The organism is Actinomyces ihuae (assembly GCF_001457875.1).
Classification (GTDB): Bacteria; Actinomycetota; Actinomycetes; order Actinomycetales; family Actinomycetaceae; genus Pauljensenia; species Pauljensenia radingae_A.
The window spans coordinates 44,994-59,718 of record NZ_CZPX01000005.1; the positions used below are offsets into that span (position 1 = coordinate 44,994).

14 protein-coding genes and 2 tRNA genes are annotated in these 14,725 nt (G+C 58.9%); 3 read left to right on the top strand and 13 right to left on the bottom strand.

The genetic code is table 11. From position 1 onward, the window contains the following. Positions 1-16: 16 nt before the first annotated feature. Both BN3002_RS04960 and BN3002_RS04965 read right to left on the bottom strand, forming a co-directional pair. Positions 17-964, bottom strand: coding sequence for an Fpg/Nei family DNA glycosylase (locus tag BN3002_RS04960; RefSeq protein ID WP_058236950.1), 948 nt, complete (start codon positions 962-964; stop codon positions 17-19). A 34-nt stretch (positions 965-998) separates the two neighbouring features. Then, positions 999-3,905 carry a leucine--tRNA ligase gene (locus tag BN3002_RS04965; RefSeq protein WP_058237814.1) on the bottom strand — a complete coding sequence of 969 codons (2,907 nt, stop codon included), beginning with the start codon at positions 3,903-3,905 and terminating at the stop codon, positions 999-1,001. Between the two features lie 181 nt (positions 3,906-4,086). Here BN3002_RS04965 and BN3002_RS04970 point away from each other — a divergent pair, with 181 nt between their 5' ends. Then, positions 4,087-4,533 (top strand): HIT family protein, encoded by a 447-nt coding sequence (locus tag BN3002_RS04970; protein ID WP_058236951.1) that lies wholly within the window; start codon positions 4,087-4,089, stop codon positions 4,531-4,533. A gap of 42 nt (positions 4,534-4,575) precedes the next feature. Here BN3002_RS04970 and BN3002_RS04975 read toward each other — a convergent pair whose 3' ends face one another. Then, the gene (locus BN3002_RS04975) at positions 4,576-5,304 is read right to left on the bottom strand and encodes a metal-dependent transcriptional regulator (protein WP_058236952.1); all 729 of its coding nucleotides are present in this window, start codon (positions 5,302-5,304) and stop codon (positions 4,576-4,578) included. A gap of 167 nt (positions 5,305-5,471) precedes the next feature. Here BN3002_RS04975 and BN3002_RS04980 point away from each other — a divergent pair. Continuing rightward, positions 5,472-5,547 (top strand) — tRNA-Lys (locus tag BN3002_RS04980). 12 nt (positions 5,548-5,559) lie between these two features. Continuing rightward, a tRNA-Lys gene (locus BN3002_RS04985) sits at positions 5,560-5,632 on the top strand. Between the two features lie 337 nt (positions 5,633-5,969). Here the strand turns inward: BN3002_RS04985 and BN3002_RS04990 are convergent. The 10 genes from BN3002_RS04990 to BN3002_RS05040 form a co-directional block, all read right to left on the bottom strand. Continuing rightward, complete coding sequence (locus tag BN3002_RS04990; protein WP_157843507.1) at positions 5,970-6,443, bottom strand: Imm61 family immunity protein; 474 nt, start codon at positions 6,441-6,443, stop codon at positions 5,970-5,972. 200 nt (positions 6,444-6,643) lie between these two features. Continuing rightward, entirely contained in the window at positions 6,644-7,174 is a 531-nt protein-coding gene (locus tag BN3002_RS04995; RefSeq protein WP_058236954.1) for an Imm61 family immunity protein, read from the bottom strand. Further along, positions 7,162-8,502 (bottom strand): TNT domain-containing protein, encoded by a 1,341-nt coding sequence (locus tag BN3002_RS05000; RefSeq protein WP_058236955.1) that lies wholly within the window; start codon positions 8,500-8,502, stop codon positions 7,162-7,164. Before BN3002_RS05000 ends, BN3002_RS04995 begins: the two co-directional genes overlap by 13 nt. After that, on the bottom strand, positions 8,495-8,833 hold the full coding sequence (locus BN3002_RS05005) for a type VII secretion target (protein ID WP_074026186.1): 339 nt from the start codon (positions 8,831-8,833) through the stop codon (positions 8,495-8,497). Before BN3002_RS05005 ends, BN3002_RS05000 begins: the two co-directional genes overlap by 8 nt. After that, positions 8,830-9,243, bottom strand: coding sequence for a YbaB/EbfC family nucleoid-associated protein (locus BN3002_RS11470; RefSeq protein WP_074026187.1), 414 nt, complete (start codon positions 9,241-9,243; stop codon positions 8,830-8,832). The genes BN3002_RS05005 and BN3002_RS11470 overlap by 4 nt, the downstream gene beginning before the upstream one ends. Before the next feature lie 74 nt (positions 9,244-9,317). Beyond that, positions 9,318-9,791: a peroxiredoxin gene (locus tag BN3002_RS05020; RefSeq protein WP_058236959.1), complete on the bottom strand. Its 474-nt coding sequence runs from the start codon at positions 9,789-9,791 to the stop codon at positions 9,318-9,320. Positions 9,792-9,899: 108 nt separating this feature from the next. Then, positions 9,900-10,997 carry an MFS transporter gene (locus BN3002_RS05025; protein WP_307781424.1) on the bottom strand — a complete coding sequence of 366 codons (1,098 nt, stop codon included), beginning with the start codon at positions 10,995-10,997 and terminating at the stop codon, positions 9,900-9,902. Between the two features lie 147 nt (positions 10,998-11,144). Then, complete coding sequence (locus BN3002_RS05030; RefSeq protein WP_058236960.1) at positions 11,145-11,894, bottom strand: TetR/AcrR family transcriptional regulator; 750 nt, start codon at positions 11,892-11,894, stop codon at positions 11,145-11,147. Between the two features lie 102 nt (positions 11,895-11,996). After that, on the bottom strand, positions 11,997-13,169 hold the full coding sequence (locus BN3002_RS05035; RefSeq protein WP_058236961.1) for a hypothetical protein: 1,173 nt from the start codon (positions 13,167-13,169) through the stop codon (positions 11,997-11,999). A 132-nt stretch (positions 13,170-13,301) separates the two neighbouring features. Further along, positions 13,302-14,297, bottom strand: coding sequence for a hypothetical protein (locus BN3002_RS05040; RefSeq protein ID WP_154955702.1), 996 nt, complete (start codon positions 14,295-14,297; stop codon positions 13,302-13,304). Positions 14,298-14,725: the final 428 nt, after the last annotated feature.

The window sequence follows — 14,725 nt, forward strand, 5'->3', positions numbered from 1 at the left end:
AGCGTCGGGCTTTTGCCTAGCGCTGACAGCTCGGACACCAGAAGAGACGCCTCGTAGCCATCAGATCCTCCGCAACGGGAGTGCCGCAACGCAGGCACGGCCTACCGGTGCGGTGATAGACATACCAGCGTGATGCTTCAGGATCACCCTCAAGGGGTGGTTCCGGAGCATCCTCGTCGCTCACTGTTTCGATTCTGCCCACTTCAAGGCCGTGTGCCATGAGTGGGCAGATCGTTTTCCACAGCAGGCTCAGGCGCGCCTCGGCCACTCGGTTGCCTCGGCGTCTGGGATGAATCCCCGTAATGAACAGCGATTCTGCGCGGTAAATGTTCCCAACGCCGGCAATCACAGACTGATCCATAACCAGTTCGCCGATGGTGCGCGATCGTGAGCGGATCGCATCGATGAAGGCGCGCTCCAGGTCGGGACGAGTCAACGCGTGGGGTGACAGCGGATCGGGACCCAGACGCCGCAGCACCTGGCGCTGTTCATCAGGTGTGATGACTTCGCAGCGATTGGGACCTGACAGGTCGGCGACCGCGTCATCTGTTTCGATGCGGACCCTGACCTGGCCAACCGGCTCGGGTGGAGTCCATCGGCCGTACTCGTCCGTTGTGCCGTTGTCGCCAGCCAGCCGCGGAGCTCCGATCGATACCGGAACCTCCACCGATTCACCGCCATATAAACGCCACGACCCATACAGACCCAGGTGGACATGCAGCCACAGGTCGTCGGTATATGCCACCTGCGTACCGTCGGGGTGTCCCTCGCGTACCGGTCCGGGCGCGCTCAACTGCATGAAGAAATGCTTGCCGTGCGCACGAACCGACGTCACTATCCTGCCGTTGATCAGGCGTGCTCCGCCGGCGAAGCGCCCCTGCGGCGATGACACCCGGACCGCACGTCCGACAAACAGCGTGTCGAATGTGCGGGTCAGAGCATGAATAACGTCGCCTTCAGGCATAGGTTCTCGCCACTACCAATCTGGCAGTGCGCGGCTAGTTCTTCGGCAGAACCAGGTTCACCAGTTTAGGTGCGCGCACAATAACTTTCAGCGGCTCACGTCCATCGAGGATGGCGCGGATCGGCTCCAGGTCGAGCGCGCGAGTGCGCAGATCGTCCTCGTCAATTGAGGGCGATACATCGAGGCGGGCACGAACCTTGCCGTTGACCTGCACGATCGCAGTAATCGTTTCTTCTTCGAGCAGTGATTCGTCCTCAACGACCGGGAACGGTTCACGTGCGAGCGACTCACCGTGCCCCAGTTTGTGCCACAGTTCTTCAGCGATGTGCGGCGCAACAGGGCTGACCATCAGCACCAGGGGTTCGATGATTTCGCGCGGTACCGCATCCATCGACGTGATGTGGTTATTCAACACGATCATGCGGGCAATGGCGGTGTTAATGCGCAGGTTCTCGAACTCAACCGTCACATCCGCGATCGTGCGGGCCAGCAGTTTGCGCGTGGCCAGATCGGCCGGTTCGTCACTGACAGTGACCTCACCAGTTTCTTCATCGAGGACATTGCGCCACAGGCGCTGCAGGAAGCGCTGAGATCCAACGACGGCTCGCGTCTCCCACGGGCGGGAAATATCCAGCGGTCCCATCGACATCTCATACACTCGCAGCGTGTCCGCGCCATAGTCCTGAGCGAATTCGTCAGGTGTGACAACGTTCTTCAGGGACTTGCCCATCTTGCCGTATTCCTGTGTGACGGGCTCACCCTTCCAGGTGAATCCGCTTTCCTCGTCGCCCGTCACTTCATCGGCCGGCACGTATGCGCCGCGTGAATCCGTGTAGGCGTAGGCCTGGATGTAGCCCTGGTTGAACAGCCGGTGGAACGGCTCAGATGCGCTGACGTATCCCAGGTCGAAGAGGATCTTCTGCCAGAAACGCGCATACAGCAGGTGCAAAACGGCGTGTTCGACGCCACCGACATACAGGTCTGCACCGCCGGATTCGCCCGGGTTGCGCGGCCCCATCCAGTACTGCTCATTGACCGGATCAGCGAAATGTTCGGTGTTATTCGGGTCGCCGTAACGGATTTCGTAAGCGCACGAGCCAGCCCAGTTCGGCATGGTGTTCGTGTCACGACGATACGTCTGTTTGCCTTCACCCAGATCCAGTTCAACGTCCAACCAGTCCGTTGCCCGACCCAGCGGTGCTTCCGGCTCAGACGCAGCATCGTTCTCATCGAATGTGCGCGGCGAAAAGTCATCAATTTCCGGCAGGGTGACGGGGAGCATCTCATCAGGCAGCGCGTGCACGCGGCCATCAGCCGAATACACCACGGGGAACGGTTCACCCCAGTAGCGCTGACGTGAGAACAGCCAGTCACGCAGGCGGTACGTCACGGTTTTCTTGCCCAGGCCGCGTTCTTCCAGCCACTGTGTGATGCGCTCAATGGCTGCTTCCTTGCCCAGACCGTTGAGGTCCACTTCCTCATTGGCCGAGTTGGTGATGACACCGTCACCGACCCACGCGGCTTCGTCGCGGTCGAAGTCTTCGGGTGGGGTGATCGTGGTGATGATGTCCAGGTCGAAACGACGTGCGAAGTCAAAGTCACGCTGGTCGTGCGCGGGCACAGCCATAATCGCGCCGGTGCCGTATCCCATCAGGACATAGTCGGCCACAAAAATCGGGATGCTCGTGCCGTTAACAGGGTTGGTGGCGAAACGCCCGGAGAACACGCCTGTCTTCTCCCCTGCTTCGGCGGTTCGCTCCGCATCCGTCATGCGTGCAGCGCGTTCACGGTAGGCTTTCACAGCCGTAGCTGGTGTGGCGTATCCACCTGTCCACGCTTCGCGTGTTCCCTCGGGCCACTCGGCAGGCACGTTCAGGTCAGCAGCGTCGCCCTCGTCCCCGAGCAGGGGGTGTTCGGGGGCAACGACCATGAATGTTGCGCCAAAAAGCGTGTCAGGGCGGGTGGTGAACACATCGAGCCGCGTGCCGTCAGCGTCAAATGTGACGCGCGCGCCGGTGGAGCGGCCAATCCAGTGATGCTGCATTGAGCGCACCTTGTCCGGCCAGTTCACTGTGTCCAGGTCAGCGTCCAGGCGGTCAGCGTAGGCAGTGATTCGCATCATCCATTGGCGCATGCGCTTGGTAAAGACTGGGAAATTGCCGCGCTCGGAGCGTCCCTCGGCGGTGACTTCCTCGTTGGCGAGCACGGTGCCCAAGCCGGGAGCCCAGTTCACGGGCGCCTCGTTGATATAGGCCAGGCGGTAGGAATCGAGCACGCGGGCCTGTTCGATCGCTGTCAGATCGTCCCACGCCTTGTCGAATGTTTCCTCGCCCTCAGATGTGGCGATCGGGCGCGTGCCGGAGCGGAATTCGTCTTCCAGTTCGCTGATCGGACGGGCGCAGCCTTTCGTGCCGGCCGGGTTCGTCGCTTCAGTGTCATACCACGCGTTGAAGATCTTCAGGAAGATCCACTGCGTCCAACGCACAAACAGGTCATCGGTTGTAGCAAATGAGCGGCGCTTGTCGTGCGACAGTCCCAGGCGCGCCAGTTGGCGACGCATATTCGCAATGTTGTCGTATGTCGTGATGCGCGGATGTTGGCCAGTCTGGATGGCGTACTGTTCAGCGGGAAGACCGAATGCGTCGAATCCCATCGTGTACAGCACGTTAAAGCCGCGCATGCGCTGGAAACGTGCGATCGTGTCAGTGGCGATATAGCCCAGTGGGTGTCCAACGTGCAGGCCTTTGCCTGACGGGTAGGGGAACATGTCGAGCAGGAAGTAAGGGGTCAGTTGCGCCAGTGGCCCTTCAAGGTCTCCGGTTGGGTTATCGGCATTGAATGTGCCACGGTCATCCCACTGCTTGTGCCACTTGTCTTCGATGGCGTTGGCCATCTGTGCGGTGTAGCGGAATTCCGGCTCCGAACCTTGATTCTGGCTCATTGATGGATCCCTCTCGAATTCTTCGGTCATGCTCGTCAAATTGGCCTGTTGCCAACCACTTAAGGGTATCTCATCGCGCCACTGGCTACCGGATTCGTTCAGCGTACGATCGGGCGCAGGTGCGGAGGGGTATCGCGACGAGGGTGGCCCATGCGGGCGCAAGATGGGTGACAATAGAGCCATGAGTACAGCATTTGAGAACATCATTGATGGAACATGGTCGGGACGCTTCGCATGGGCTGACGACGTTTGTGTTGTTTTTGCCACCATTGAGCCGATCCGCGCTGGTCACATGCTGGTGGTGCCGCGCCACCCTTACCCGTCGTGGACGGACGCGCCGGTGGAGGTTGCCGAGCACCTGATGCGCGTGGCTCACATCATTGGGCGAGCACAGATCGAAGCCTTCGACGTGGAACGAGCCGGCCTGATCATTGCCGGTTTTGAGGTACCTCACACCCATCTGCATGTGATCCCCATGAAGTCGGAAGCAGATATTGCATTCGCCAATGCTGCTCAGGCTAGTGATGATGCCCTCGACGATGCTACGACGAGGGTGCGTGAGGCACTGGTGGGCCTGGGGTACGAGGCGAACGTGCCGCCGTCGATGGGGTCAGCTTCCCTGAGCTAGCTCGGGTGCGCGGCTGCGACAGTTGGCGCGCGATTGCGCCCGTTACTGTTCGACGTGAAGATCGTCGGGGTCGGTGGCTACGAAAATGGCATCTGCGGCCACGTCACCGATTTCGACGGTATGCGCGCGCTCTTCACCAGATTCACGCACGTCAAGTGTGAGTGTTCCCAGCGCAGGTGAGCGGCGCACCACCGTGATACGGGCATCCAGGGCGATCCCCCTGCTGGCCAGATCGCGCAGCATCTGCGGATGGCCATCTGAGATTCGCACGATGACCGTGTCAGTTCCTTCGACAACGTCAGACAGCGGCATCATACCGGGAGCCAGGCGAGTGCCGTCAGGAGCCGGAATCGGGTCGCCATGTGGGTCGCGCATCGGGAAACCAAGCGCACGGTCGAGGTGCTCAAGCAGCGTCTCGGAGACCGCATGTTCAAGGATTTCTGCTTCTCGGTGAACTTCGTCCCACTCAAAGTCGAGCTTTTCGTACAGGTATGTTTCGAGGAGGCGGTGTCGGCGCACCACACCTACTGCTATTGCGCGGCCTTTTTCGGTCAGGTGAACCTTGTGGTATGGCTCATGTTCAACCAACCCCTGGTCTTTGAGCCTTTTGACGTTTTCAGATGCCGTTGATGCGACGACCCCCATTCTGGCGGCAAGATCGTTCACCGACACTCCGGCACCACTCCACTCCCCTGCGGAGTAAATGGTCTTCAAGTAGTCCTGCGTCATTTGCGTGATGGGCACGTCACGCAGATCGTCGTGGTGTTCCATCAGCCCTCCAGGTTTGTCAGTGTCAAAGACGCGTTGGCGCTCCGGTTCTTACTGTAGATGCCCATGCGCGCCTGTGCATGCGTCCTGCAGATGTGTCCTATCGCCTACTTTTCAAGTTGTCTGAAGCCCCTTGACACGAGTACAGTATTACTTCGTTACGAGACGTAGCGCCGTTAGCTCAATTGGCAGAGCAGCTGGCTCTTAACCAGCGGGTTGGGGGTTCGATTCCCTCACGGCGCACCACCTGTAACTCATGCGCCGTTAGCTCAATTGGCAGAGCAGCTGGCTCTTAACCAGCGGGTTGGGGGTTCGATTCCCTCACGGCGCACTTTTTATGCTTCCGCTCCTCCGAGAGAATTTGTCACCTCTTCATGCTTCTTCGGTCACGTGCACGTCTTGGCGGTCGACACCAAAGCCTGCACAGATACTGCGCAGAGTGAGCCGAGGGTCGGCCATGGTTGGCGTCTCAATGCGCATCCCCGTCATCGAGATCGGCGAGGCGATTGTCGTGATCCCCGTTCGAGTAGCTGACGCTGGATCGAGTGCGGATGAAACACATTGCGCATGAAAAGAGCGTCCGAACTTTCCGCCAGCAGCCTCAGCTCTTCGACAAACGGCTCATCAAGACTCATCAACGACACAGCCTTGTGCCTTCCTCACACACGTTATTCCTCGACGATAAAGGCTTCCAAAGCCGGACGACCATCAGGATCCAGAAAAGAGTCAAGAAGATCCCGAACCGGAATATCACAGATATAAGAAAACAGCACAGTCTCTGAATAGTCGTTGACGAGATCGTCATGCATACGCATCGGTAGGACCTGGCCAGCTGGCGTCTTAAGAGTGTACGTGTACTTTTCTACCTCCACCAGTTCATATCCGGGCCGCTGCTCGTAGGTATAACACGGAAAGTACAAGGACGCACAGTCAGCTCTTACGCGGAACGCCTCGCCTGCTTGGTAAATAAGCCAGCGAGTAGGCAGTTCAAGATCCGGGGAAAAGAACGTAAACTGGATACCCCCGCTTCGGGAGCTTTCCCCGTATGCGAACTGCCCGTCCTCAAGCTGAGCCACGTGATAGACAGGGTCCTCGTCGTTGTAACTGAGGCTGACTGAATTCGGATGAAACACATTACGCATGAAAAGAGCGTCCGAACTTTCCGCCAGCGGCCTCAGCTCCTCGAAAAACGGCTCATCAAGACTCCTGAGCGTCAATATTGCATCATCCCTTATTCTTAAGACATGTGAGGGAGTCTTATCCTTCATTATACGGTCTGAACATATGAGAGCCATCCAGCTCCGGGTGGAGCCTCCGCTCTCAGAGTTTTCTTGCGTTGGCTCTAAGGGGCAAGGAATTGGGAAAGCGAAGGTTCTCCGTTTGCGTTGGTCACTGAATCGACCAGGTCGTGTACCTCTATGTCATGAATGTGAGAGTAGCGCACGCATTGGGAGACGTCATGTACAAGGTCGTCGCTCATCTTCATCGGCAGAAGTTCGCCATCTGGAGCTCGCAGAGTCGAAAGTGTGCGCGTCAAGCGGTGGAGAGCATATCCTTCCCGTATCTGACTAGTTCGGTGAGGAATGGAGAACTGCAGGTAGGCGCGAGCGTATCGATAGGGGAAGCTGGCGTTTAAGATAAGCCAGCGTAGGGCAATCTGTGCGTCCATAGTGACAAGTGAGAAGGAAATAGGACCACCTCGACCGCTTGAACCGAATGCGAAAGATCCGTCGTTGTGGTGTACCACGTGGAGGGCGGGGTCGCCATAGTCGTAGCTCAGCGTGACAGATTCATGTGCTACCTCGTTGAGTGCAAATCGGGCCCATCGGCATTCAGCTAAAGGCCGTAACTCATCGAAACTCAGTGTATCCATTCGAGGAGAATTCCTTTCTCTATGCACTCTGCAATTGACACCATTTCACCTCGTTCATTTAAGAAGATGAATTGCTTACCTCCGCCTTCAAATCCTAATGCGGGGGCGATTGTACCCTCTTCAACAGAGTAGCCACGAGGCAGTTCACCCAGCTGATAACCGTAGAGACGGTCATGAGCTTTCGGAGGCGGCATTGATCGCTTTTCAAATGGAATATGACGGCCTTCAGGTGCCGATGCGACGAATTGTCCCCCTGGATGACCGATCCGGTCGACGAATCGTCCATACTTTTCCTTGATTTGTTGAAGGCTGCTATGGCGCACAACTGAGTCAGGCAAGGCGCCGTTTGTATCTTGAAATCTATAATTCGGAACACCTCTCGAGTTTAAATTCTTTGAAGCCCACGCGTCGTAGGTCGGATACGGCTCTCCGTGCGCGTTCTTCCCAAATGGCGCGGGGCTTGTGTCCCAATGGGGGGTTGCGTCGGAGCGATGCAAGGAAAACTCGGTATATTGAGCTGGGTCTACGTGAGGGGCAGAAGCGTTGATGCGTGTCGAGGGTGTGTCTGCGCCTTTGCGGAGGAGCCTGTTGAGGGTGTCAGAGAACTTCCTGAACAACTCGGTGAGCTTGCCGAGCAGTCCCTTGAGATTCTTGACTGAATCAATGACCTTGTGAACAGTTGTGCTGATCCTGGATGTCATCGTGGCAACACTGGTGGATATTTGCGCCGCGATTGCGGGAATACCCAGCCCAGCGGTGGCAACCGCTTCGATAATGGCGGATGCGAACTTGCCGATGATTTCAGATAGAGCATCACGCACCAGGTCGTGAACAATCTGAACAAGCGTGGCAGCAACGTTAAGAGCCTGCCCCATCGCGCTGGCCCACTTGCCTGCCTGCTCAATCAGCTTGCCCAGGTCGGCTTCCAAGACGGTGATCGCGCTGATGGTTTGCCCGCTCATAGATGACAGGTCAGAGCGCGTATACCCGGCCAACTGCTGGGAGCACGCGGACAGCTGAGTGTTAATGTTGCCCCACGTCTGAGCATAGGCCGCAACCTGGTCCGCATCGCCAGTGAACTCATCGAGCCACTGATCCAAAGGGTGAACATGCTCAAGCACCCATCCGGCACCCATCGCGATCAGCGAACCGATCGGGTCAGCGATAAAACTGGCCGCATCACCTACAGCAGCGAAAGCAGCCATACCGCCACTGACCCAGCTGCCTGAATTGAACGCGCCAACCAGCTGCTCGCCGTCTTCAAGAAGAAACGTGCCGGCAAGCGGGCTGGTCGAGTCCTGACGCTGCGCCACCAAAGGATTAGCCACGCCGACCTCGCTTCCCCCACACGCTCACCTCATTGTTGAAGGAGCGTGCCAGCTCGTCTTCGTGAGCAGTAAAATCCTCCACAGCAATACCCAGCTGACTGCACAGCCGGTCCAACGCGCTCGACGCGCTTGACAGCGCGTCACGCGCCTGACCTTCCACGAGCGACAGGGGCGGGACCAAAAAAGGCGAACACAACACGCCGAACGCACCATCACCCACACCGACCTGAACGGACGCATCACGGGCCATCTGAATTCCCTGCCCCACGTGAGCGACATGACACCGGTGCTCATCAAGCTGGTCAGTGTTAATACGCAGATCACCAGTCATTGGTCCGCAAGCTTTCGCACAGTCGGCGAATCAGCACCGAAGATCTCTGAGGCCACAGCAACCATCTGGGTGCGCACATCGCTCAACGCTGCCCTGTACGCCTCCATCACGCTGGACGTCAACTGGCTTTTCGACAAGGTCGACACCTGGGCGGCGAACTCAATCCTGTCAAGATGACCACTGTGATCCACATGCACCGTGACAATACGATCACGGCTCGAACCACTCCCACACGTATCCTCAGCCCGGCGCTGAAAACTCACCGCCGCTTGGGCATGACGCTCAGCGCCCGCCACCTGACAGTCAACCGCATCATGCGCCCCATCAAATTCATCCACACAACGTATATACGAGTTTGCACGGCATCCCGTCCATGAAACACACGTCACACCTTCAGCCGACACGCGCATAGAGCTGTCGCGCCTCGTTTGGGACACGGGCACCTGCCCTCCAGACCTGCAGGCGCAGACCGTCCCTGTACGACTCAGTCGATGCCGAGTTCCCTGCGCAGACGCTTGACGTGGCCTGAAGCCCTGACGCCATATTGTGCAAGGGCAATTGTGCCGTCAGGGTTGACGACAAATGTGCAACGTTTTGGTCCCAGAATTTTGCGGCCGAAACTCATTTTTTCGCCAAAGGCCCCATAGGCGTCAATCACGGTGCCTTCCGGATCTGACAGCAGCGGAAATGTCAGTAACTGGTTTGCCTCGAACTTTTCCAGCGCCGCCATGTCATCCTTGCTGATGCCGACAACCTCATATCCTGCGCCCTGCAGCGAGGCCAGCGAGTCACGAAAATCGCACGCCTCGGTGGTGCATCCGGGCGTGAACGCACGCGGGTAGAAGTACACCACCACGCCGCGTGCAGCACGAGCCAGCATGTCAGTCAGTGACACAGTGCCGTGCGTGGAATCCAAAGTGAATTCAGGAGCCTTGTCCCCCACCTTCAGTTCAGCCATGGCAGCCTCCTCATGTGTCCGCCGTATTTGTCCGTCGTCATCCACCACTGTAGGTCACGCCCGCTGCGAGCGCTCATGAAGGAACCATCCTGCCGCATCACGGCAACGCTAGAATCCTTTGGACTGCAGCCATCTCATCAGTTCACGTGTCCTGGCCTCCCAGTAGTCATCCCGGTCAGCCGCGTCGCCCTCGTGCCTCCTATCGAGTTTCCTGCTGTCAATGGCATCCACGATCACCCCGTCACGCAGGTAGACGATCCGGTCCGCGCGCGCAGCGCACACCGGGTCATGTGTCACCATGACAATGGTGGTGCCATCCTGATGTGCTTCCTCAAGCGCCTCCAGCACCTCACCGGTCATGGAGGTGTTCAGCGCACCGGTTGGCTCGTCAGCGAACACGATCGATGGCTGGGTGGCGAGTGCGCGACAGATGGTGGCGCGCTGGAGCTGTCCCCCGGATACCTGGGTGATCTCATGATCAGCTACTGCGCCAATGTCGAATCGCTCCATCAGTGCGTCGACGCGTTCCTCGGCCGCCCTCGTCCCTGACCGTCCGGCAGCTTTCAAGGCGGGCAGCGCAATGTTGTCGCGAATCGTAAAGTTCTTCAGGAAGTGCGCCTGTTGGAAAACGAAACCCATCTCGTGCAGGCGCACGTGGCTCATCTGCTGATCGTTCAACTCGGTGAGCTCATGCCCTGCCAGTTCGACGGAACCGCCGGTGGGTCGATCCATTCCGCTCATGCAATACAACAATGTGGACTTCCCCGAACCTAACGCCCCCATCACGGCCACGAACTGTCCGCGCGGCGCCTCCAGGTCGATGCCTCGCAGCACCTGCGTGGGCGGCTCCGTCGTCGAAAAGGTCTTCGTCAGGCCCTGCACGCGCAGCAGCGTCTGCCCCGCCTGCTGTGTGTGATCTGCAGGTTCGCGCGCTTCCATGTTGTCTGCGGCCATGCGCATTGTTGCCCACACCAGACCAAGTGCAACGGCGCAGATAATATTGCCGATCGCCATCAGGCGTGTGCGGTCAAATCGATCGGCAAGCACTCCGGCGGGCGGTGCCAACAGGACGGCGGGCAGGAACCCTGCCAGCGTGATCAGCGCGACCGACGTGCTCAAGCCGGTGTGCTGGTAGGCATAGATGGTCAGAGCGAACGGTGTCAAGCCGTTGCCAGTCTTGGCGATCAGCTGCGCCACCCAGATCAGGGCGAAGCGGCGTCGGCCTTCGCGTTCGTGTGAGTTGGTAAGCGTCGGAGTACTGGTCGGTGCAGACGAGTTAGCCCCTGAGGCCCGCCAGTTGGTGGCGGCGCGTCGGTTGGAGAAGGCGTGCCGGTGGGTGCAGCGGTACTCATCTCAGTCGCGTCCATCCAACATGGCTTGCGAGGCAGTCGCGCCACCCTCGGCGTTCGTGCTCTTTCCCTCGGTCAGTGCGCCGTCGGCCTCCCTCGTAGCTTCGCTCCAGCCGTACACCATTGCTCGCAGCGCATAGTCGTATTGACGGTCTGCATCGTAGCGCCACCCGCTGTTGAACACGGCTGCGAGGTGCGGAAACGAGGCTGGAAGTACCGTTTGGTGGCTCATCTGGTCGGCCTCGCCGCCCACTGGCTCCCCCGCCTCTGCGAGGACATGGCCAACCGTGTAGTTCACCAGAGCGTTCAGCTGGTCAGCGGCCTGGGAGTTCACAGGCATTCCTGCCTCCGCGAGAGACGTCAGCAGGCGTTCCATCAGGGCGAATAGTTCCGGTCCGGTTGCGGGGCGTGTGCCGACGATTGAGATGGCACGAGGGTGTCTGAGCAATGCGCGTCTCAAAGTGTGCATCACAGCGACCAGGTGCTCGCGCCACGAAGGTGTTGTCTGGGCGGCTGCCGGTACGGTGACGTCGCGCCACATGACCTCCATCAGGCCGTCAAGCACCGCCACCTTGTTGGAAAAATGCCGGTAGATCATCATCGGATCGACGCCGAGATCGCGTCCGAGCCGTCGCATGGTCAGTGCGTCGATACCGTCGTCGTCCACGATCTGCATGATGTATCGACGGGGAGGCCCCACAAGTCCTTCCTCCTCATCGTTCGTCGCACACAGGTCGGGACAACCGTCCAGCATGTCAGCGCGCAAATTCCGCTGCGATAGACAGCTGCTGACCAGCATCAGGGCTCTTGAGCAGCGCCAAGCTTGAGGCCGCTTCGGACAGTGTGTCGCGCATATTCAGCAACAATTTGCTCCGGCGCTGCTCGGTCCTGTGTCGGCGACGGTGGGTTTTGTCATGCCGGTGTGGTAAGCGGTGCCTTCGAAGGTGACGGGCACGTATGTGCCGTCGATCTGGACCCATTTGCCGTCTCCGTAGGTGGGGTCTGCCATGACGGTGACCTTGTCGGAGATGGTGCCGTTGTCACCGACTTTGGGGTCGGCCACGGTGGTGGCTTGGGGCTGGAAGTCGAAGATGACATTCCAGGTCGGACCGTCAACGTCACGGTACTCAGGGTCGTTGTGCGGGCGGTTGCCGTACGAGAGTGTGTCCTGAACGTTGCCGTTCGTGTCATACTTGGTCAGCGTGACGCGGCCGCCCTCATATCGTGCCTTGGATGAGACTTTGCCGTTTCCGGTGGAGCGCCACTCCAGACTGATCGGCGTGGTGCCGGTCTTACCGCTCCAGGTCGCCTTGCCGGTCGACTTGAACACAGCAGGACCATTGAGTGTGACAGACACGTTGCGCCCTGCGACCCAACCGCCGGAAGCGTTTTGAATGCCAATGTTGTTGATGACGCCTTCGCGCTGCTTGTCACCGGTGTACCCAGGGGACTTGAAGCCAACAGGCGCACTGTTGCGTGCTTCACTCGCGTACTGCTGTGCCAGGCGATCCACCTGGGGATGCTGGGAGCGGATCACACTGACCATTGTCGCCACGCGTGAAGAGCCACTGACTGCGCCCAAACCCTGCTCGTAGTTCGCATGAACAAGGTACGAGATCGCGGCACGCGAATCGGCGGTCGCAATGTGCTCCTTGTTTTGCAGCACCCACGCCAACTGGGGTGTGGTGAGCCGAAGTTCTGCGGGCTGACCGTTATCTCGCACGGTTCGCAGTGTCTGGACGGTGACCGCATTCCCACGCGTCGGAGATGGGACACCCTTTTCAATACACCATGCAAGCCAGTTGGCCCCATTGGGGTTTTCCAGTGCGCCGAACCATACCGGCCCCATCCCCAAAATACCGTTGACCTCGTAGCCGGGTTCTACCTGGCCGGGGAAATCAGCAGCTTTCGCGGGTTGGGGCGAGATCAGCATGGCGAAAGTGACAAAGAGCGCGGCACACATAGCGGTGATTTTCTTTCCGCCTTGCGCCACCAGGCGGCTGTATGAACCACCCCGTAGTCGAACCATCGTTATCCTCCTGTTTCGTATTCGCAGACGGCAAACAACCGCCTCACTCATGCGTAATGCGACAAACACATCTGGAGGCACAAAAAGCTCTCGAACAGACCAAGCTGAACGGGAGCCAATCGGGATGGATTCTCAGTTGCAGGGAACCTCCCATCCGTTGCCCGATGTATCCGCCTCGGAACAATAGTCCTGCTCGTTAGTAACCCATCCGCCGCTGGTGTTTCCGCCGCTGGGCGCGGGAGTGCTCGGGGCTGGTGCGGGCGCAGAGTAGTCCGGCTCCACGTAGCCGCCGCCCGACGTGTAGTCAGGCTCCGAATACGTCGGCTCCACGTAACCGCCAGCAGGCTCACTGGCCGCAGCCTTCGCGTCCTCGGCCTTCTTCCACGCGGCGTGAGAATCCGACACCTTCTGAGCAGCAGCCTTCACCTGGCCGGTCATCTCAGTCAGTTTCGCGCTCATCTCGTCAAACGGGTCAGCCGTCTCACCGCTCACAGCATCAGCCTGACCGATCAGGGCTGTCGCCTCGTCTACCACTTGTTGCGCCTGGGTGCGTGTCGCCTCGTCACTGACTTTGCCGGTCGTGTCGGACAGAACCTTGATTGCTTTGTCTACTTCCGCCTTGAGGCCGTCGCGCGCAGCCACCATCAGGTCTTTCGCGTGGGAGGCCATTGCGGAGCGAACCTTGTCACTGGCAGTGTCAATTTTCTGGGCGGCACTGGTGAACACTCCAGCCGAATCGTTCAATGACTGCGCACCATCAGCCAGCTCACGGGTAGTGCCCGACTGGGCGGCAGGCATCGTCAGTGCTGCTCCCTCGTCCAGTGCAGCGCGAAGGTCAGCCCGGCTCGAATCATCGTCAGCCACCTTGCCCTCCGAGTCGGCATACAGCTGCTCACCCCCACTGATCGCGTCCGTCAGGGACGTGTATGCGCCAGTGGCAGCAGACTGCGCCGCGTCAAACTCGCTGCGCGCCTGGCTTGCCGCGTGAGAGCGGTAGGCGCTCACGCCAATAATCGCCACCACCAGTGCGACGACAACCGCGACGCACACCGCCACGACCATAGCCTTGCGGTTCTTCACAAGCCGCGCAAACACGCCGTTTTCTTGAACTCCACCACTCGTACTCATTGCCCTCACGTGACCTTTCTTTTACCCGAGTAAGTTTTGGATTCACCCGAGTTGTGGGACGAGAACACTCCACACGCCGCACACGAACGCCATTCACACGATCCGCGCGCATCAGTGCACTCATAGCATAGCCAACTTCTTATGTAGCATGATCAAGTATGACAGCATTCCGAAAACCTCCGCCCGCAACCTTTCGTACAGAGGGGCCGGCCGAGGCGGCGCGATCGTTCAGTACACATTCCCCTAGATTCAAGACAAATTGTGCACATACCCCTAAAACTGCCGCGCAACGGTGCACATACCCCTAGATTTAAAGCAAATTTTGCACATTCCCCTAGCTAAACTCCGTGCTGCCGGGTAGGCCAACAAGGAACAAGGCTCTGACCAGCGGTTATAGAAATAGCGCGGAAACCGGATCACGAAGATTT